Below are 19,468 nucleotides of genomic sequence, written 5' to 3' on the forward strand. Positions count from 1 at the left end.
GGGGTAAGTTATGTCCGTGGATAAGGATGTCGCCGCCCTGGCGGCCAAAGAGCCGGCGCCGTTGCCGACGGCCAGGCAGATTCGCCACAATCCGCTGCTGGTGCCGCTGCGGCCGGTCTCTTCCGGCCAGCGCTGGTTCCTCGGCATCGGCTTTTTTGTGCTTTTTTTCGCCTTTTGGGCCATTGCCACCTTCGGCGGCTGGGTGTCGCCGACCTTTTTGGCCGACCCGCTCACCATGGTGCATGAAGGTTATCTGCTGTTCACGGAATATAATTTTTCCCTGGATATCGGCATGACGGTTATGCGGGTGCTGGGGGGCTTTATCCTGGCGGCGGTGCTGGCGGTGCCCCTGGGCATCATGATGGGCTCCTACAAACTGGTGGAAGCCTTTGTGGAACCCTTTGTCTCCTTTTGCCGCTATCTGCCGGCCTCGGCGTTTATTCCCCTGTTGATCCTGTGGGCCGGCATCGGCGAAACGCAGAAAATATTGGTGATTTTCATCGGCTCGTTTTTCCAGATCGTACTGATGATCGCGGTGACCGTCGGCGGGGCGCGGCGGGATCTGGTGGAGGCGGCCTATACCCTCGGCGCCTCCAGCCGCAGCATTGTGCGCCGGGTGCTGATACCGGGGGCCGCGCCGGGAAATGCCGGGCTGCTGCGTCTGGGGCTGGGCTGGGCCCGGGCCTATGTCATCGTTGCTGAGCTTATCGGGTCATCCAGCGGCATCGGCCATATGATTGTGGACAGCCAGGCATTGCTCAATACCGGGCAGATCATTTTCGGCATCATTACCATCGGCTGTATCGGCCTGCTGTCGGATTATTTATTCAAGGCGCTTAATCGCCGCCTGTTTGCCTGGAGCGTAGCGCCATGAACTACAGTAAGCTAACCGTTCGTCAGGTTTCCAGGACCTTTACCGGGCCGAAGGGCCAGCAGACCCAGGCGTTGCTGCCTATCGATTATCGCGTGGAGGAAAATGATTTCATCACCATTCTCGGCCCCTCCGGCTGCGGTAAATCCACCCTGTTGCGCATCATTGCCGGACTGGATCGGCCCAGCGAAGGGGAAGTGTGGCTGGACGGCGGCCTGATAGACGGGCCCGGCGCCGATCGCGGCATGGTCTTCCAAAGCTATACGCTGTTTCCCTGGCTGACGGTTGAGCAAAACATCTGCTTCGGCCTGCGGGAGCGGGGCCTGGGCAGCGCCCTGCAGCGGGAGCGCTGCGACTATTTTATCGCCAAGGTCGGACTGCGGGGATTTGAGCAGCACTATCCGCGCCAGCTGTCCGGCGGCATGCAGCAGCGCACCGCCATTGCCCGCGCCCTGGCCAACGATCCCAAGGTCCTGCTGATGGACGAGCCCTTCGGCGCCTTGGATAACCAGACCCGGGTGCTGATGCAGGAGCTGTTGCTCAGTATCTGGGAGTCGTCGCGCAAAACGGTGTTATTTGTCACCCATGATATTGATGAAGCGATTTTCATGGCCAATAAAGTGGCGATTTTCAGCGCACGGCCCGGAAGAATCAAAACCGAAGTGCCGGTTAACTTTCCGCATCCGCGGGATTATACCTTGAAGACCACGCCGGAATTTATGGCGTTGAAAGCGCGGGTCACCGAGGAAATCCGCAGTGAAACGCTGCAAAGCATGGCCGGCTGAGCCGGGCTGACCGGGGTGGAAGGCCGTGCCCCGGCGGCCACGATAGACCCCGGTGGTAAACGGCGGCGGCAAAGCGGTATCGATTATTTTTTAAATCGGCTTTACTTGTATAGACAGGAATAGATTATGCAAATTTCGTCGCAGCAACCGTGATGACAAGGGGGCGGATATCAACCGCCGCCAGCCCGGTATTTGTACTTCGTCATTAATATCAAGCCATGAACAATGAAGGAACCCGTAATGAAAAAAGATTTTAGCCAAGCCGTCGCCCGTCCGGTCAGCGCCCCCCGCGGCACTGAACTGACCTGCAAAAACTGGCTTATCGAGGCCCCGTACCGCATGATCCAAAATAACCTGGATCCGGATGTGGCGGAGCGCCCGGACGATCTGGTGGTATACGGCGGTATCGGTAAAGCGGCTCGCAACTGGCCCTGTTTTGAAGCGATTCTCCAGAGCCTGCGGGACCTGAACGAAGACGAAACCCTGCTGGTACAGTCTGGCAAGCCGGTGGGGGTATTTCGCACCCATGTGGACGCGCCGCGGGTAATGATCGCCAACTCCAACCTGGTACCGCACTGGGCGACCTGGGAGCATTTTCATGAACTGGATCGGGCCGGGCTGATGATGTACGGCCAGATGACCGCTGGTTCCTGGATTTATATCGGCGCCCAGGGCATCGTGCAGGGCACCTTCGAAACCTTTGCCGAAGCCGGCCGCCAGCATTATGGCAGCGATTTGTCAGGTAAATGGATCCTCACCGCCGGACTCGGCGGCATGGGCGGGGCGCAGCCTTTGGCCGGCGTGCTGGCGGGGGCCTGCGTACTGGCCATTGAATGCCAGGAATCCCGCATCGATTTCCGCCTGCGCACCCGTTATCTGGATAAAAAAGCCTATGATATCGACGAAGCGCTGAACATGATCGAAACCGCCTGCCGCCAGGGAGATGTTATTTCCGTCGGCCTGCTGGGCAATGCGGCCGAAATTATGCCGGAGCTGGCGAAACGCGCCGCCGCCGGCGGACCCCGTCCCCATATCGTCACCGACCAGACCTCGGCCCACGATCCGTTGAACGGCTATCTGCCGGCGGGCTGGAGCCTGGAGCAGTGGAACGACGCCAAAAAGAGCGCTCCGGAAAAAGTCATCAAAGCCGCGCGCCAATCCATGGCGGTGCACGTTAAGGCCATGCTGGAGTTCCATAAAATGGGCGTGCCGACGGTGGACTACGGTAACAATATCCGCCAGGTGGCCCTGGAGGAGGGCGTGGAAAACGCGTTCGACTTCCCCGGTTTCGTGCCGGCCTATATCCGTCCGCTGTTTTGCGAAGGTAAAGGCCCCTTCCGCTGGGTGGCGCTGTCCGGCGATCCGCAAGACATCTACAAAACCGACGCCAAGCTCAAAGAGCTGTTCCCGGACAACGCGTTATTGCATAACTGGCTGGACATGGCCCGCGATCGCATCGCGTTCCAGGGCTTGCCGGCACGGATCTGCTGGCTGGGCCTGGGCGAACGTCATCTCGCCGGGCTGGCCTTTAACGAAATGGTGCGCACCGGCGAACTGAAAGCCCCCATCGTCATCGGCCGCGATCACCTCGACTGCGGGTCGGTGGCGTCGCCCAACCGGGAAACCGAAGCGATGCGCGACGGCTCCGATGCGGTCTCCGACTGGCCGTTATTGAACGTCATGCTCAGCACCGCCGGCGGCGCGACCTGGGTCAGCCTGCATCATGGCGGCGGCGTCGGTATGGGCTTTTCCCAGCATGCCGGCATGGTTATCGTCTGCGACGGCAGCGAAAAGGCCGATGAACGCCTGGCGCGGGTGCTGTGGAACGATCCCGCCACCGGCGTTATGCGCCACGCGGATGCCGGTTATCCCGAAGCCATTGCCTGCGCTAAAAAGTATGGACTTAAATTGCCGATGATTGGATAGTAAATCCATGGGAACACAGCAAAACAGGAAAGCCACTGTGGATGTTCATCAGCTAAGTTTCCCGGCCCGCGTCGTCCGCGGCGCCGGCGCCATCAATAAACTGGGGGAACTGTGCGCCGGCGTGGGCCGGCGTGCCATGGTCATCGGCGGCCGCCGCGCGCTGGCGTCAATCGAACAGGCGGTGTTCAGCCAGTTGGTCACCGCCGGCGTGACGGCGGCGGCGATGCAGTGGTATGGCGGCGAATGCAGCGAAACCCATATCAACCGCCTGGTCCTGGAAGCGAAGGCAGAGGGGATCGATGTCATCATCGGCGCCGGAGGCGGCAAGGCCATCGATACCGCCAAGGCGGTGGGCGCGTCCCTGGGGGTGCCGGTGGTGACGCTGCCTACCATCGCCGCCACCTGCGCCGCCGTGACGCCCTTGACCATTCGCTATTTCGACGACGGTCATTTCCGGGATCTCTACCCGCTGTCGCAGGCGCCGGCGGCGGTGGTCATCGATACGCAGCTATTGGCTTTATCTCCGTTGCGCTGGCTGGCGGCGGGGCTGGGGACACCCTGGCTAAATGGTATGAATATCGTTCCATCGCCCATCCCGCCGATCTAAACGGGCTGTCGGCGTCAGCCAGCGCCAACAGCCGGATCTGTTATGATCTTATCCTGCAGTACGGCCAGGCGGCCTGCGGCGCATTGACTGAAGGGAAGCCCGCGCCGGCTCTGGAACAGGCGGCGGACGCCATTTTTATCTTCGCCGGACTGACGTCCATCATGGGCAGCGGCGCCCACGCCTCGGCGGCTCATGCCATTTATGAAGGATTTACCGTTAACGACAAAACCCGCCAGTTCGGCCATGGGCTGCTGGTGGGTTACGGTAACCTGTGTTTACTGGCGCTGGAGCAGCGCAGCGATGAAGAGCTGCTGGCGGCCATCCGCCTGGCGAAGGCCTGCGCCGTGCCGACCCGGCTGGAGGAGATTTGCGCTGATTTGACTGCCGCCGAGCTCGGCGCCATTTGCCGCTCTTGTGCCGAGGCGCCGGATATGGCCAATATGCCCCATACCGTCAGCGCCGACGATGTCCGGTCGGCCATGAATCGGGTGGACGCACTGGCGGCCAGAGACTGACGATACTCTTTTTTGACACTGAAGCGGCATAAACCCCGGCTGATATAGCCTGTAAGGAATCAGCCATTTTTCCCTTTACGGGAAAACAGTACCACCGACACAATAATCAACGCGGCGCCGGCGACCATTTTCGCCGTCGGCCGCTCATTGAACAACCACCAGGCGAACAAAATGGCATACACCGGCTCCAGGGCAAAAAACACCGAGGCCGAACGCGCCTTGACGAAACGCAGGCTGGTCACCATTAAACTGTGCGCCGCACCGGTACAAAACACCCCCAGCAAGGCCAGGTAAAACCAATCCATCGCCGCTGCCTGGGGCAGCGCCCGAAAGGCGAACGGCAGCATCAGCAGGGATATTACGACGTTCTGGCACAGCGCGGCCTGTACCGGACGAACGTTGGCGGCGGTGATGCGATTGCACAGGATCAGGCCGGCCAGCAGCGCGCCGGAAAGAATGCCCCAGAAAAAGCCCAGCGTGCTTTGGCTGCTGAAGCTGAACGCCGGGCATACCATGACAAGGCCAAGGCAGATGACGCCGATGAGCAGCGCTTCACGCCGGGTAATGCGTTCGCGGAACGCCAGGCCTTCAAACAGGGTGGTAAAGGCCGGAAAACTGGCGAAACCCAACGTGGCGACGGCCACTCCCGCCGCCTTTACCGAGATAAAAAAGGTCAGCCAATGGCCTGCCAGCACAATGCTGGACCCCAGGATCAGCAGCAGCCCCCGCTGACCGATCCGCTGCCAGCGAAACCCCCTGACGCACAGCATCAGGACCGCCAGCACCAGCCAGGCAAACCACGCCCGGCCGAAGACGATGGCGGCGGGAGACGCATTCACCGCCTTGCCCAGAATGCCGGACAAACCGAAAAAAAACGCGGAAATATTCAGTGCGATATAGGCGTGACGTTTATCCATAGAACTCAGCGGGCCCTGTTATCCATCCCGGCCGCAGCTTACCGGCGGAACTGTGCGGCACGTAGGTTTGCCGACAATGCAAAGGGAAGGTTCCATGCTGCCTGCCAGCGAACTGTTTTAATAGTCTTTTTTCATTAATTTAATAGGCTGCTATGCTTTAATTCAGAAGGTCGCCATCATTGGGCGCTCTGTTTATCCATTGACGGGGAGAGGCGATGTATCAGTATGTTCCTGGCGCGGTGTACCGAAAAATCGATGCGGAGAAATGGCGCCGGATTTTTATCGTAGGGGATCTGCACGGCTGTTTTGATCTGCTTTTGGAAAAATTGGAACGGCAGGGATTCGACACCGAACAGGATCTCCTGGTGTCGGTGGGGGATTTGATTGACCGCGGCCGCCAAAACCTGGAATGTCTGTCGCTGCTCAGGGAAAAATGGTTCTGCGCAGTGCGTGGCAATCACGAGCAGATGGCCATGGATTCGTTGGCGGACAACGATCCCGGACTGTGGCTGGCCAACGGCGGCGACTGGTTTGCCCGTCTTGATTCAGCACGGCAACAGCAGGCGAAAGCGTTGATTGCCGAGTGTGCCGGGCTGCCGCTGGTGATTGATATCCCCATGGACCAACGGCACGTGGTGGTGGCCCATGCGGATTATCCCGCTGATAACTACTATTTTGATCAGCCGGTGGACAGTGAAGAGCTGGTATGGAGCCGGCGCCGTATTCACCGAAATCAGCAGGGGCGGGGCGCCCCCATTACCGGCGCCACGCACTTTTTTTTCGGCCACACGCCGCTTAACCGGGTCAGGCATTTCTTCAATCAGTACTATATTGACACCGGCGCGGTGTACGGCGGGTCGTTGACCTTGGTGGAAATCAATACCCTACCGGTATGATTGACTATAATAAACCAGGTTTCTCGTTTTATCCGACTGTTGGGATAATGTGAACCGAGGCTAAAGGTTTCGGGCTATACTCGCCATACTTCAACTTGCCGTCCTCCGGCAGGTTGAAATAGTGAGGGTATATAACGGCTAGAGGATTAGCCAACGACGAAGGAGGTTAACAATGGGCATTTTATCCTGGATTATTTTTGGTCTTATTGCCGGTATTATCGCCAAATTCATCATGCCGGGCAGAGACGGCGGCGGTTTTATTCTTACCGTGATATTAGGGATTATCGGTGCGGTGGTGGGGGGATATATCAGCACTTTCTTCGGTTACGGCCGGGTAGACGGATTTAACATCGGAAGCTTTGCGGTGGCGGTGGTGGGCGCTATCGTAGTGCTGTTGATCTATCGGCTGGTGGCCCGTAATAATTAATGGTCAGAGGATGTAAATTTTTCTTCTGATCCCCGGCGCCGTTAATGCGAATAATCAATAACGGCGACCGGTTCCTGAATCTCCCTTGCTTATATACTCCCGCCATTTCCAGCCTTATGGGTTAGAGGCGCGTTTGTCATCTGTGTCATACATGTCATGAAAACATCACGCCTGAAATAAATATCATCGCCGAAGAGACAATGATATTTATTTGGACGACCCCGCATATCGCCATACCATGGAATTTCAACGCCTTCAGGCGGCCTGGCTGTTGTCAGGGACATCCGTATCTTTCGTCATCTGCTCAGGCACGGGGCTTAACACCGCATCCAGGGCCCGCAGATGCCGCTCCTGCCAGGACAGCATCACCTCATTGCCGGCGACCCAGCCGGGGTCGACTTCGGCGGCGCTGAGCTTCACCATGAAACCGGGCTGGCCGGCCACTTCGGTTAACATCCGCACATGATCACCCAGATAGATATATTGCTGGATCCGGGCGCTGATTTGCTGGCTGCCGGCGGGAAGCTGGTGTTGCGGCACATTGACCCGCACCCGTTCGGGGCGGATGCACAGCATGATTTTACGCCCCGGCGAACTGGGGCGGACCTTGAGCGCCCGCAGCATGGTGCCGTCATCCAGGGCGGCGCGATAATAGTCGCCTTCGCTGCCGGCCTGGGTGGCCAAAAGGCCGTTGTTTTCGCCGATAAACTGCGCCACGAAGGTATTCTGCGGTTCTTCATACAGCTTGCTGGGCCTGTCGATCTGCTGGATGATGCCGTCGTTGAATACCGCCACCCGGTCCGACATGGTCATGGCTTCGCTTTGATCATGCGTGACATAGACAATGGTCAGCTCCAGCGCCTGGTGCAGCGCCTTGATTTCCATCTGCATATGTTCGCGCAGCTGCTTATCCAGCGCGCCCAAGGGTTCATCCATCAACACCAGCTTGGGTTCGAATACCAGCGCCCGCGCAAGGGCCACCCGCTGCTGCTGCCCCCCGGACATCTGCGCCGGATAGCGGTTGGCAAGATCGGTGAGTTTGACGCGATCCAGCACCCGGTCCACTTTTTCCTTGATATCGCTGCGGTTCAGCCGACGTATGGACAATGGAAATGCCAGGTTCTCCGCCACGGTCATATGGGGAAATAACGCATAGTTCTGGAACACCATGCCGATATCCCGCTGGTGGGGCGGCAGGTGGTGCAGCGGCTGGTCCCGCAGGAAAATTTCCCCCTGGGTCGGGTTTTCAAATCCCGCCAGCATCATCAGGCTGGTGGTTTTTCCAGAACCTGACGGGCCCAACAGCGTGAGAAATTCACCTTCGGCAATATCCAGGTTCAGGTTTTTAACCACCAGCTTGTCGCCGTCGTAGGTTTTTTGGATATTTTTGAAGCTTACATAGCTTTTCATGTCAGAACTCTACCCCTCTTAGCGGTATCCCGACGGGCGGCCTTACTGCATTGAATCGTGCATTGGATAATGCGATAAAAATGCAATAAGGCGGGTTTTCCCGCCATCGTAAATAGATAGACCGTTACGGAAACGACAACCTGTTAATGGGAGTTAAGCAGGGCGATCGGTTTGCCGACGAGGATGTGGCACGGGTTATGCTTAACCCATGAGGGCGGCGGCTTCTCCGCCCGATGCCCCTATCTTTACCACTGCTTTTCAGCGGCGACAAGGAAATTCAGGGGCAAAAACAAAAATTCTTACGGGTTGATGCGAAAGTGCCAACTCTATGATTATTATTGCTTTTATAAAAGCATAAGCCAACGATTTCTATCATCGCGCTCTGGTGGGCGCAAAGCGGCGGGACGATCGCCCGTTCCGGGGCGCCGGGCACCAAAATAAGGCAGGCGGAAGTTAACAGCGCACACCGAAGCTTGCATAAAGGTGTTAAAGGGAGACCGTGCTGATGGGGTCGAAGCGGGCGTGGTTTTCCCGCCCGCCGGAGCGCCCCACAGCGCGGTAGGCCCGCGATCGCCGAACGCGCAACGAGCGGGTGTTAAAGGGAGACCGTGCTGATGGGGTCGAAGCGGGCGTGTTTTTACCGCCCGCCGGAGCGCCCCACAGCGCGATCGCCGAACGCGCAACGAGCGGGTGTTAAAGGGAGACCGTGCTGATGGGGTCGAAGCGGGCGTGGTTTTACCGCCCGCCGGAGCGCCCCACAGCGCGGTAGGCCCGCGATCGCCGAACGCGCAACGAGCGGGTGTTAAAGGGAGACCGTGCTGATGGGGTCGAAGCGGGCGTGGTTTTACCGCCCGCCGGAGCGCCCCACAGCGCGGTAGGCCCGCGATCGCCGAACGCGCAACGAGCGGGTGTTAAAGGGAGACCGTGCTGATGGGGTCGAAGCGGGCGTGTTTTTACCGCCCGCCGGAGCGCCCCACAGCGCGGTAGGCCCGCGATCGCCGAACGCGCAACGAGCGGGTGTTAAAGGGAGACCGTGCTGATGGGGTCGAAGCGGGCGTGTTTTTACCGCCCGCCGGAGCGCCCCACAGCGCGGTAGGCCCGCGATCGCCGAACGCGCAACGAGCGGGTGTTAAAGGGAGACCGTGCTGATGGGGTCGAAGCGGGCGTGTTTTTACCGCCCGCTGGAGCGCCCCACAGCGCGGTAGGCCCGCGATCGCCGAACGCGCAACGAGCGGGTGTTAAAGGGAGACCGTGCTGATGGGGTCGAAGCGGGCGTGTTTTACCGCCCGCCGGAGCGCCCCACAGCGCGGTAGGCCCGCGATCGCCGAACGCGCAACGAGCGGATGTTAAAGGGAGACCGCCGCAGCCAGCCACCGTTTCTACCCGCCTCGAGCCTAAGAAGCACCCGCGCCGGTTTGCTGCGCCAGACAGGCCATCAACACGCTGAACGCCGGTTCGATAGCGGCTTCATCCACACAGGCATAGCCCAGCAACAATCCTTTTTTACGCTGAGACGTCAGATAATAGGTGGAGAGCGGCCGGACGTAAATACCTTGCCGTCCCGCGTCCCGCGCCAGGCGCTCGTCATCCACCTCCTCCGGCAGCGACATCACCAAATGCAGACCGGCGTTGCTGTCGTCCCGCAGCGCATCCTCCCCCAGATGCTGCAGGATCAGACGGCTCAGCACAGTACGCCGTTTACCGTACAGCAGCCGCATACGGCGGATATGGGAGGCATAATGCCCCTCGGCGATAAACTGCGCCAATACCAGCTGGGTGATCCAGTGGCCGCCGCGGTACAGCTCCGCATGGGCCACACGCATCTGCTCGGCCAGCGCCAGGGGCAGCACCATATAGCTGATTCTCAGCCCCGGATAGAGGGTTTTACTGAAGGTGCCGATATAGATCACCGGCGCCTGCGGCGTCAGGCTTTGCAGGGCGGGAATAGGGTTGCCGGAATAGCGGAATTCACTGTCATAATCATCCTCCACCACCCAAGCCCCGCACTCCTGCGCCAGGGCCAGCAGACGCTGGCGCCGGGTAAGGCTCATCACCGCCCCGGTGGGATATTGATGTGACGGTGTCACGCATATCAGCCGAGGCGCATCGCCCTCCGCCGGCACATCCGGCAGGCTGATCCCTTGATTATCCACCGTCACGGGAACCACTTCCACGCTATTGACGGTGAGCACGTTGCGCAGCCCCCAATAGCAGGGTTCCTCAATCCAGGCGCGATCGCCGGGATTGCACAGCATCTTCGCCAGCAAATCAACGGCCTGATGGGTGCCTTCGGTAATAATAATCTGCTGCGCCTCGCAGTTCACCGAGCGTGCCACCCGCAGATAATCCACCAGCGCCTGCTGCAGGTCCGGGCTACCCCCCATGCGCGAATAGGTCAGATAGTCCGGCTTGATACGCCTTATCAGCCGGGAATGAATGCGCCGCCACAGGCCGTGTGGAAAATTGGACACGTCCGGCACCCCAGGCATAAACGCGCCCCACTGGTGCGGCGACGCGCCGGTTTTAGCCAGCAGATGGGCCCCTCTTTGGGAAAATTCGTTTTCCGCCAGCCGCCGGGAGGCCGGCGGCTGCTCGTTAACCGGCGCCATGGCGCCATCGGGCATATGGTCGGTGACAAAGGTTCCGCTGCCGGCGCGGGTAAAGGTATAGCCCTCCGCCAATAATTGTTCATAGGCGGTACTGACGGTATTGCGCGACAGCGACAGCGCCCCCGCCAGATCGCGGGTGGGGGGCAGACGGCTGCCGGCGCCGATGACGCCCTCCAGGATAGCCAGGCGGATACAGTCGTATAAGCGGCGGTGCAACGGGCCCTGGGTATGAGCGGACAAGCGCTGCAGCAGCATATCGGTAAGAAGCGATCTCAATTGGCACCTTCATTTTTTCAGAACTGGCTCTGGATTATAGAGCCACAACGGGGATAAATAGCAATCGGGAGTTAGGCCGGGGTCTGTGTTGGGTATTTTATGCCGCATCATATCGGGAGTCATCGCAGCATGAACAATAGTGAAATGAATCAACGTCGTCTGTCAGCCACGCCGCGCGGCGTTGGGGTAATGTGTGATTTTTATGCCGCCCGGGCGGAAAACGCCACCCTGTGGGACATTGAAGACCGACCCTTCACTGACTTCGCCGCCGGCATCGCGGTACTCAATACCGGTCACCGCCATCCGAAAATCATCGCCGCCATCAAGGCGCAGCTGGATCTCTTCACCCATACCGCCTATCAAATCGTCCCTTACGGCAACTACGTGACCCTGGCGGAAAAGCTTAACGCCATCGTGCCGGTGGCCGGACCGGTAAAAAGCACCCTGTTCAGCACCGGCGCCGAAGCGGTGGAAAATGCGGTGAAGATCGCCCGCGCCTATACCAAACGGCCCGGCATCATTACCTTCGGCGGCGCCTTTCACGGCCGTACGCTGCTGACGCTGGCCCTCACCGGCAAAGTGGCCCCCTATAAATTGGGATTCGGCCCGTTGCCGGGACAAATTTTCCATGCCCGCTATCCCAATGCCCTGCACGGCGTGTCCGTTGAACAGGCCATTGACAGCATTGACTCGCTGTTTCATACCGATATCCCGGCGGATCAGGTGGCGGCCATTCTGTTTGAGCCTATCCAGGGGGAAGGCGGATTCAACGTCGCGCCGCCCGAATTTATCATCGCGTTGCGCAAGCTGTGCGACCAGCACGGCATCTTGCTGATAGCCGACGAAGTGCAAAGCGGTTTTGCCCGCACCGGCAAGATGTTTGCCATGGAGTATTGCCCGCAGGTGAAGGTGGATCTGATCACCATGGCCAAGAGCCTGGGCGGCGGCATTCCCATTTCCGCCGTGGCCGGCCGCGCCGAGGTGATGGATGCGCCCGCGCCGGGCGGACTGGGAGGCACCTATGCCGGTAACCCGCTGGCGGTGGCCTCCGCCCTGGCGGTGCTGGAGGTGATTGAGGAAGAACAGCTTTGCGCCCGCGCCCGGCGCCTGGGGCCCATCTGACGGAAACCCTGAACAAGGCCCGGTCATCCTGCCCGGCAATCTCCGCGGTGCGCGGACAGGATCCATGGTGGCGGTGGAATTCGCCGATCCGGCCACCGGCAAGCCCGATCCGGTCTTTACCAAGAAGATCCAGCGCCAGGCCCTGGAGCAGGGACTGCTGCTGCTGACCTGCGGCGTTCATTACAACGTCATTCGTTTCCTGTACCCGCTCACCATCCCCGATGATCAGTTCACCGCGGCGCTGGACCTGCTGAGCCGGTTGCTTAAATCATAACAAGACCGAGGAAGACCAAGACTATGCAGCTTAATGACCCGACATTGTTTCGCCATCAGGCTCTGATCAACGGCGAATGGCGCGACGGCGACCATGGCGCCGTTGAAGCGGTGACCAATCCGGCCACCGGTGAAGTGCTGGCGAAGGTGGCGCAATTGAGCGCTGCCCAGACCGGCGCCGCTATTGGCGCCTCCGCCGATGCGCTGGTCTCATGGCGCGCGCTGACCGGTAAGCAGCGGGGAGTAGTTCTGCAAAAATGGGCTGCCCTCATTGAGCAACATCAAGAGGATCTGGCGGTTATCCTGACGGCGGAACAGGGCAAATCCCTGGCGGAAGCCCGCGGCGAAATCGCCTATGCCAACAGCTTCATCATCTGGTTTGCCGAAGAGGCCAAACGGGTGGAAGGGACGGTATTACAATCCCCCCAGGCCCATCAGCGGTTGCTGGTGATTAAACAGGCCATCGGCGTCACCGCCGCCATCACGCCGTGGAATTTTCCGGCGGCGATGATCACGCGCAAGGTTGCGCCCGCGCTGGCAGCCGGTTGCACCATGATTGTCAAACCCGCCGAGCAAACGCCCCTCACCGCCCTGGCGCTGGCGGAGCTGGCGCAGCGGGCCGGCATTCCCGCAGGCGTTCTGCAGGTAGTGACCGGGCCGGCGGCGGCGGCGGGCAAAGTGCTGTGCGACAGCCCCGTTGTGCGCAAGCTCAGCTTTACCGGCTCCACGGAAGTGGGCCGTTTGCTGATGGCCCAATGCGCCCCCACCATCAAAAAGCTCTCCCTGGAGCTGGGGGGCAACGCGCCGGTCATTGTGTTCGACGATGCCGATTTGGACAGCGCGGTGGCCGGCATTATGGCGTCGAAATTCCGTAACAGCGGGCAGACCTGCGTGTGCGCCAACCGTATCTACGTGCAGCGGGGTATCTACCCGGCGCTGGCCGCCCGGCTGGTGGCAAGCGTCGAGGCCCTGAGAGTGGGCAACGGCATGGAGCAGGGCGTGACCCAGGGGCCGCTTATCGACGATGACGCCGTCGCCAAGGTGCGCGCTCATATCGACGACGCCCTGAGCCAGGGAGCGACCCTGCTCACCGGCGGGCGGCCGCACGCGTTGGGGGGCACCTTTTTCCAGCCTACCGTTATCGGCGATGTGACGGCCTCCATGCGTTTCGCCCGGGAAGAGACGTTCGGCCCGGTGGCGCCGCTGTTTCCTTTTGACGATGAGGCGCAGGCCGTGGCCATGGCCAACGACACTGAATTCGGCCTGGCGGCCTATGTCTTCACCCGCGACGCGGCTCGTCAATGGCGGGTGCCGGAAGCGTTGGAGTACGGCATGGTGGGCATCAACACCGGTCTGATTTCCAATGAGGTGGCGCCGTTCGGCGGGGTGAAACAATCCGGTCTCGGACGGGAAGGATCCCGCTTCGGCATCGATGAATACCTGGAAATGAAATACCTGTGCCTGGATCTTTCCCCGGCCCGGTGAAACATGGCCCGGCGCGCGGGGTTTCCTCGCGGCGCCCGGCCCGGATCGGGCTGCATCCCAAAGGTGCAACCGCTGCCCGCACTGCACATATTTAACGCACAAATTGTAGGGTTATTCCGCTTTTCCTTCCCGTCAGCCCGCCTCCGTAGCCTTCTGCTGGAATTTGCCAAAGTGGCACGAAAGATGCTTGATGTATGATGCATCATTTAACCTGGCGATAGCGCCCGGCCAATGATGACGAATCATTAAACACATAAACCATTTTGCTCACTTTGTTGGCTGACATTATAGGGGTAGGGTATGTTGAAAAAATTAGCGGTCACCGCACTTCTCGTGGGCTTGGCTTGCCAGGCACAGGCTGAATCCCTGACGGTTATTTCGTTTGGCGGACAGAACAAGGACGCCCAGGACAAGGCGTTCTATCAGCCGTTCAGCGCGGCGGGCAAGGGCACTATCGAGGCGGGGGAATACAACGGCGAAATGGCCAAGATCCGCGCCATGGTGGAAACCGGCCAGGTGGGCTGGGATGTGGTGGAAGTGGAAGGGCCGGAGCTGCGCCGCGGCTGCGACGAAGGTCTGTTCGAACCACTGGACTGGTCCAAGCTGGGGGATAAAAGCGAATACGTTAACGGAGCCGCCAGCGAATGCGGCGCCGGCATTTTTCTCTGGTCCACCGTGCTGACCTATGACGCGCAAAAGCTGAAAAAAGCCCCCACCAGCTGGGCCGACTTCTGGAATGTCAAAGACTTCCCCGGTAAACGCGCCTTGCGCAAAAGCGCCAAATTCACTTTGGAAATCGCCTTGTTGGCTGACGGCGTAAGACGGGAAGACGTCTACTCCCAATTGGCCACCAAGGTCGGGGTGGATCGGGCCTTTAGAAAACTTGATGAAATCAAACCGCAAATCCAGTGGTGGGAATCCGGCGGGCAGCCCCTGCAGTGGCTGGTTTCCGGCGATGTGGTCATGACATCCGCCTATAACGGCCGCGTCGCGGCGGCGGATAAAGAAGGGCATGATTTCCGGATGGTCTGGGACGACAGCCTGTACGATCTCGACAGTTGGGCGGTGGTTAAGGGTTCCAAGCACAAAGCCCTGGCGGAACAATTCATCGCGTTTGCCAACCTGCCGGAAAATCAAAAGGTGTTCGCGGAAAATATCCCTTACGGCCCCACCAATAAAAAGACCATCAGCCTGATTGATCCGGCCATCGCCAAGGGTTTGCCCACCGCGCCGGATAATTTGGTGAACGCCCTGCCGGTGGATACCCAGTTCTGGATCGATCATGGAGAAGAGCTCGAACAGCGGTTCAACGCCTGGGCGGCGCAATAACCGGAATTTCGCCATGCAAACCGGAGAAAAAGCAATGATAGCCACTGACATTGTCGCGGCGGGCCAACTTCCCGCCGGCGCTGAAGGCACCGATACGCTCAAACAGCAGTTGCATCGGTCGCAGCGGATTTACAAGCGGCGCACCTGGTTGCTGGTGGCGCCCTTACTGGCGTTCATCCTCATTATCTTTGTGGTGCCCATTGCCTCGATCCTGATAAACAGCGTGGCGAACCCGGAAATCCGCGACGGCATGCCCAAGGTAACGGCGGCGCTGAAACAATGGGACGGCGCCGGCATACCCAATGAGAATACCTTCCGGGCGGTAGTCGCCGATTTGCGCAAGGCGCGGGCCGAAGGGCAGATAGCGTCCGTGGCCAAACGCATGAGTTATGAGGATCCGGCCTATCGGGGACTGATCATGCGCACCCTGCGGGCGGCGCCGGAAAACGACGCGGCCCCGGACACTCGCGAAGCGCTGGTAGGCGCCCTGCCGCTGTGGGGGGAAAATACCACATGGCGGTCGCTGCAACGGGCCTCGCGGCCCTTTACCAGCTATTATCTGCTCGCGGTATTCGACCGCAAAGTAGACCCTCAAACCGGGAATATCGTTAAATTGCCCGACGGGGACGCGCTGTTCGTCAACGTACTGCTGCGCACGCTGCTAATGGCGGCGGTAGTGACCCTGCTGTGCGTGGGCCTGGGCTATCCGCTGGCGTATTGGCTGGCCAAGCAGCCGGCCGGCCGCGCCAATCTGCTGATGATCATGGTGCTGCTGCCGTTTTGGACCTCCCTGATAGTCCGTACCGCCAGTTGGATTGTCCTGCTGCAATCCGGCGGCCTTATCAACGGCGCTTTATTGCATACCGGCATCATCGATAAACCGCTGGTATTGGTGTTCAACCGTATCGGCGTGTATATCGCCATGACCCATATTCTATTACCGTTCATCGTATTGCCGCTGTACGCGGTGATGAAGGGCATCTCGCCGAATTATCTGCGGGCGGCCATCTCTTTGGGCGCGCATCCCTTTATCGCCTTCTGGCGGGTCTATGTGCCGCAAACCTACGCCGGACTGGCGGCGGGGACTGTTGGTATTCATTATGGCCATCGGCTATTACATTACCCCGGCGCTGCTGGGGGCCGGGGACCAGATGCTGAGCTATTTCGTGGCGTTCTTCACCAATACCACCATGAACTGGGGGATGGCGGCGGCGCTGGGCAGCCAGTTGCTGGTTATCGTATTGCTGCTGTATATCGTCTATATCCGGGTCACCCGGACCCAGGCTGAACTTGCCACCCACTGAATCAGGAGGCCACCATGGTCAGGCAACAGGGCATGCTGTTAATGCGGTTATGGGACGGGCTGTTTAATTTGTACGGCGCGGCGGTGCTGCTTTTTCTGGTGGTGCCGGTGCTGATTATCGTACCGCTGTCATTTAACGGCGGCTCTTTTTTAAGCTATCCGCTGAACGGCTTTTCGCTGCGCTGGTACCAGGCGTTTTTTCACTCCCGCGAATGGCTGGGGGCCTTGGGCAATAGTCTGCTGATTGCGCCGCTGGCCACCTTGCTGGCTACCGTGCTGGGGGTTCTGGCCTCGGTGGGGCTGGTGCGCGGCGAGTTCCGCGGCAAGTCGCTGGTGCTGGCCATCATTATTTCGCCGATGATTGCCCCGGTGGTGATTGTGGCGGTGGGGATGTTTTTTTTTTTTGCCCGTATAAACCTGCTTTACAGTTATCTCGGCCTGGGGCTGGCCCACGCCATGCTGGGCGTTCCGTTTGTGGTGATTACCGTGACGGCAGTGCTGAAAAACTATGATCTTAATCTAACCCGCGCGGCCGCCAGCCTCGGCGCGCCGCCCTGGCAGGCGTTCAGGCGCGTGACTTTGCCGCTGATTGCCCCAGGGGTCTTCTCCGGCGCGCTGTTCGCCTTTGCCGCCTCGTTTGATGAAGTGGTGGTCACGCTGTTCCTGGCCAGCCCCTCTCAGCGGACATTGCCTATTCAGATGTTCGCCGGTATCCGGGAAAACCTCGATCCCACCATTGCCGCCGCCGCGTCATTAATGGTGGGGGCCGCGCTGATACTGCTGCTGGTGATGGAAATGCTGCGCCGCCGGTCGTCCCGTATCCGTGGGAATGCCGGTTAGTGTAAGATCGATGCATCAAGTATCGTGTGGAGGTGAGTAAATGGAGCAGAAAACATTGTTATTGACCGGGGCCAGCCGCGGAATAGGCCACGCCACCGTCAAATATTTCCACGCGGCGGGGTGGCGTATTTTTACCGCATCCCGCCAAAGCTGGGTGGAGGAGTGTCCCTGGGCGGAGAAAATGCTCAATCACATCCACCTGGACCTGGAGGACATCGCCGGCGTCGACGGGGCGATGCCGCTGCTCAAGGAGAAGCTGGAAGGGCGCCTGGACGCGCTGGTGAATAATGCCGGCATTTCTCCCAAGGCGGAAGACGGCGGGCGCCTCGGCGTGCGCGAGACCTCCTACGCCACCTGGCTGCAGGTATTCAACGTGAATCTTTTTTCCACCGCCCTGCTGGCCAACGGACTGTTCGACGAGCTGAAGGCCGCCCGTGGCAGCATTATCAACGTGACCTCCATTGCCGGCACCCGGGTCCATCCGTTCGCCGGCGTGGCCTACGCCACGTCCAAGGCGGCTTTGTCCGCCCTGACCCGTGAGATGGCCTACGATTTCGGCCGGCACGGCATCCGCGTCAACGCCATTGCGCCGGGGGAAATCGATACCTCCATTCTCTCCCCCGGCACGCAGGATATTATTGAACGCCAGGTGCCGCTGCAGCGTCTGGGCAAACCCGATGAAGTGGCTTCCCTTATCTATTTCCTGTGCACGCAGGCCGCCTCGTATGTCAACGGTGCGGAGATACCGGTGAACGGCGGCCAGCATGTCTGAATCCTGTGCATCCGGTGCCGCTGATGTCGATGCAATGAAAAATGGTGGACGGCATGTCTGAACCGGCCGCCGATGCCGGCCTGTTATCCAGCGATGCGCCGGTGGTTAACCTCGGGGATGCGCGCCGGGCGGCGCGGGAGCTGTACGGGCTTGACGCCGTCGCCACGCCGCTGGCGGGGGAGAGGGACGCCAATTTTCTGTTGACGGCGGAAAATCGGCTGCGCTGGATGATGAAGTTTATCAATCCGGCGGAAAGCCCGGCGGAGAGCGATTTCCAGGAAGCCCTACTACGGCATGTGGCCGGTCGCGATCCCCATCTGCAGGTGCCGGGCCTGATAGAGCGCTCCCACGGGGGAAAGGGTCCGTTCTGCTCGGTGAAGGGAAGGCCTCTGCGGGTCCGGCTGGTGACCTGGCTGCCGGGAACGCCGCTGCATCAAGTGACAGCGTCACCTGTGGTGCTGGGTTCCCTTGGCCGGGGTCTGGCCGCTCTCGATCTGGCCTTGGCGGGATTTCATCATCCGGCGGCCAGGCGGACGCTGTTATGGAACAGCAGCGATCCGGGCCGGGTTCGGCCTTATTGGGCGGAAATACAGGAACCGGCGCAACGCCGGCTGCTGGGGGAGATACTGGATCAATTCGAGGAGCGGATGCCCCCACGCCTGGGGATGGTGCGCCATCAGGTCATTCATAATGATTTTAATCCCCACAATGTCCTATTGGACGCCAGCGCATCCGTTCTGGCGGGGATTATCGATTTCGGCGACGCGCTGTATGCGCCCTTGGTCAATGAACTGTCCACGGCCCTGGCCTATCAGGTAAGCGATACGGACGATGTCCTGGCCCGCATGCCGCCGTTTGTCGCCGGTTACCACCAGGTTTTGCCGCTGACCGATGAAGAAATCCAACTGCTGCCGATGCTTATCGCTTCCCGCTTGGCGCTGTCGGTTATCATCACCCAGTGGCGGGCGCGGCGCTATCCCGCAAACCGCGCATATATCCTGCGCCATAGGGCGCGGGCTTGGGACGGTGTGCAAAAATTATGGCTGTTAGGCCCCGATGAGATTGCGGACCGGCTGGGCGCGGCGCGTTTTATTTAGAAAGGTAA

13 protein-coding genes and 3 pseudogenes are annotated in these 19,468 nt (G+C 59.9%); 13 read left to right on the forward strand and 3 right to left on the reverse strand.

All coding sequences use genetic code 11. The annotated features are described in order from the left end of the window. Positions 1-10 precede the first annotated feature (10 nt). The 4 genes and pseudogenes from GTU79_RS13745 to GTU79_RS13760 all read left to right on the forward strand — a co-directional run bounded on the left by GTU79_RS13745 (position 11) and on the right by GTU79_RS13760 (position 4,704). The gene (locus GTU79_RS13745; RefSeq protein ID WP_214514053.1) at positions 11-874 is read left to right on the forward strand and encodes an ABC transporter permease; all 864 of its coding nucleotides are present in this window, start codon (positions 11-13) and stop codon (positions 872-874) included. Continuing rightward, positions 871-1,656, forward strand: coding sequence for an ABC transporter ATP-binding protein (locus GTU79_RS13750; protein ID WP_203521503.1), 786 nt, complete (start codon positions 871-873; stop codon positions 1,654-1,656). Before GTU79_RS13745 ends, GTU79_RS13750 begins: the two co-directional genes overlap by 4 nt. 240 nt (positions 1,657-1,896) lie before the next feature. Then, a complete protein-coding gene (hutU, locus tag GTU79_RS13755; RefSeq protein WP_203521502.1) occupies positions 1,897-3,582 on the forward strand; it encodes a urocanate hydratase in 1,686 nt (561 codons plus the stop codon). A gap of 37 nt (positions 3,583-3,619) precedes the next feature. After that, a pseudogene (locus tag GTU79_RS13760) lies at positions 3,620-4,704 on the forward strand (iron-containing alcohol dehydrogenase family protein). A 59-nt stretch (positions 4,705-4,763) separates the two neighbouring features. On the opposite strand, the gene GTU79_RS13765 reads toward GTU79_RS13760, so the two are convergent. Continuing rightward, on the reverse strand, positions 4,764-5,621 hold the full coding sequence (locus tag GTU79_RS13765; RefSeq protein WP_203521500.1) for a DMT family transporter: 858 nt from the start codon (positions 5,619-5,621) through the stop codon (positions 4,764-4,766). 215 nt (positions 5,622-5,836) lie between these two features. On the opposite strand from GTU79_RS13765, the gene GTU79_RS13770 reads away from it, so the two are divergent. Together GTU79_RS13770 and GTU79_RS13775 are read left to right on the forward strand one after the other, a co-directional pair. Then, on the forward strand, positions 5,837-6,517 hold the full coding sequence (locus GTU79_RS13770) for a metallophosphoesterase (protein WP_253073604.1): 681 nt from the start codon (positions 5,837-5,839) through the stop codon (positions 6,515-6,517). Positions 6,518-6,689: 172 nt separating this feature from the next. After that, positions 6,690-6,944 carry a GlsB/YeaQ/YmgE family stress response membrane protein gene (locus GTU79_RS13775; RefSeq protein WP_132921685.1) on the forward strand — a complete coding sequence of 85 codons (255 nt, stop codon included), beginning with the start codon at positions 6,690-6,692 and terminating at the stop codon, positions 6,942-6,944. Between the two features lie 255 nt (positions 6,945-7,199). Here the strand turns inward: GTU79_RS13775 and GTU79_RS13780 are convergent, their stop codons facing one another. Together GTU79_RS13780 and pdxR are read right to left on the reverse strand one after the other, a co-directional pair. Then, positions 7,200-8,354 (reverse strand): ABC transporter ATP-binding protein, encoded by a 1,155-nt coding sequence (locus GTU79_RS13780; protein ID WP_203521499.1) that lies wholly within the window; start codon positions 8,352-8,354, stop codon positions 7,200-7,202. A 1,394-nt stretch (positions 8,355-9,748) separates the two neighbouring features. Then, positions 9,749-11,239 carry a MocR-like pyridoxine biosynthesis transcription factor PdxR gene (pdxR, locus tag GTU79_RS13785; RefSeq protein WP_203521498.1) on the reverse strand — a complete coding sequence of 497 codons (1,491 nt, stop codon included), beginning with the start codon at positions 11,237-11,239 and terminating at the stop codon, positions 9,749-9,751. 129 nt (positions 11,240-11,368) lie between these two features. On the opposite strand from pdxR, the pseudogene GTU79_RS13790 reads away from it, so the two are divergent. The 7 genes and pseudogenes from GTU79_RS13790 to GTU79_RS13820 all read left to right on the forward strand — a co-directional run bounded on the left by GTU79_RS13790 (position 11,369) and on the right by GTU79_RS13820 (position 19,460). Next, positions 11,369-12,635 (forward strand): annotated as a pseudogene (locus GTU79_RS13790) (4-aminobutyrate--2-oxoglutarate transaminase). Between the two features lie 23 nt (positions 12,636-12,658). Then, positions 12,659-14,119, forward strand: coding sequence for an NAD-dependent succinate-semialdehyde dehydrogenase (locus GTU79_RS13795; protein WP_203521496.1), 1,461 nt, complete (start codon positions 12,659-12,661; stop codon positions 14,117-14,119). 300 nt (positions 14,120-14,419) lie between these two features. Further along, a complete protein-coding gene (locus GTU79_RS13800; RefSeq protein WP_214514054.1) occupies positions 14,420-15,448 on the forward strand; it encodes an ABC transporter substrate-binding protein in 1,029 nt (342 codons plus the stop codon). A gap of 34 nt (positions 15,449-15,482) precedes the next feature. After that, positions 15,483-16,752: pseudogene (locus GTU79_RS13805) on the forward strand (ABC transporter permease). A gap of 14 nt (positions 16,753-16,766) precedes the next feature. After that, positions 16,767-17,591, forward strand: a complete 825-nt coding sequence (locus tag GTU79_RS13810; RefSeq protein WP_214514055.1) for an ABC transporter permease — start codon at positions 16,767-16,769, stop codon at positions 17,589-17,591. Between the two features lie 40 nt (positions 17,592-17,631). Further along, positions 17,632-18,363: an SDR family NAD(P)-dependent oxidoreductase gene (locus GTU79_RS13815; RefSeq protein ID WP_203521494.1), complete on the forward strand. Its 732-nt coding sequence runs from the start codon at positions 17,632-17,634 to the stop codon at positions 18,361-18,363. Between the two features lie 53 nt (positions 18,364-18,416). Further along, the gene (locus GTU79_RS13820; protein WP_214514056.1) at positions 18,417-19,460 is read left to right on the forward strand and encodes a phosphotransferase; all 1,044 of its coding nucleotides are present in this window, start codon (positions 18,417-18,419) and stop codon (positions 19,458-19,460) included. The last annotated feature ends 8 nt before the right edge of the window (positions 19,461-19,468 follow it).

Source organism: Sodalis ligni (assembly GCF_016865525.2).
GTDB classification, from domain to species: domain Bacteria; phylum Pseudomonadota; class Gammaproteobacteria; order Enterobacterales; family Enterobacteriaceae; genus Acerihabitans; species Acerihabitans ligni.

Excerpts from the sequence above, each read along its gene's own strand:
- GTU79_RS13745 (WP_214514053.1), top strand. The coding sequence starts at position 11 with ATGTCCGTGGATAAGGATGTCGCCGCCCTGGCGGCCAAAGAGCCGGCG.
- GTU79_RS13750 (WP_203521503.1), top strand. The coding sequence starts at position 871 with ATGAACTACAGTAAGCTAACCGTTCGTCAGGTTTCCAGGACCTTTACC.
- hutU (WP_203521502.1), top strand. The coding sequence starts at position 1,897 with ATGAAAAAAGATTTTAGCCAAGCCGTCGCCCGTCCGGTCAGCGCCCCC.
- GTU79_RS13765 (WP_203521500.1), bottom strand. The coding sequence starts at position 5,621 with ATGGATAAACGTCACGCCTATATCGCACTGAATATTTCCGCGTTTTTT.
- GTU79_RS13770 (WP_253073604.1), top strand. The coding sequence starts at position 5,837 with ATGTATCAGTATGTTCCTGGCGCGGTGTACCGAAAAATCGATGCGGAG.
- GTU79_RS13775 (WP_132921685.1), top strand. The coding sequence starts at position 6,690 with ATGGGCATTTTATCCTGGATTATTTTTGGTCTTATTGCCGGTATTATC.
- GTU79_RS13780 (WP_203521499.1), bottom strand. The coding sequence starts at position 8,354 with ATGAAAAGCTATGTAAGCTTCAAAAATATCCAAAAAACCTACGACGGC.
- GTU79_RS13795 (WP_203521496.1), top strand. The coding sequence starts at position 12,659 with ATGCAGCTTAATGACCCGACATTGTTTCGCCATCAGGCTCTGATCAAC.
- GTU79_RS13800 (WP_214514054.1), top strand. The coding sequence starts at position 14,420 with ATGTTGAAAAAATTAGCGGTCACCGCACTTCTCGTGGGCTTGGCTTGC.
- GTU79_RS13810 (WP_214514055.1), top strand. The coding sequence starts at position 16,767 with ATGGTCAGGCAACAGGGCATGCTGTTAATGCGGTTATGGGACGGGCTG.
- GTU79_RS13815 (WP_203521494.1), top strand. The coding sequence starts at position 17,632 with ATGGAGCAGAAAACATTGTTATTGACCGGGGCCAGCCGCGGAATAGGC.
- GTU79_RS13820 (WP_214514056.1), top strand. The coding sequence starts at position 18,417 with ATGTCTGAACCGGCCGCCGATGCCGGCCTGTTATCCAGCGATGCGCCG.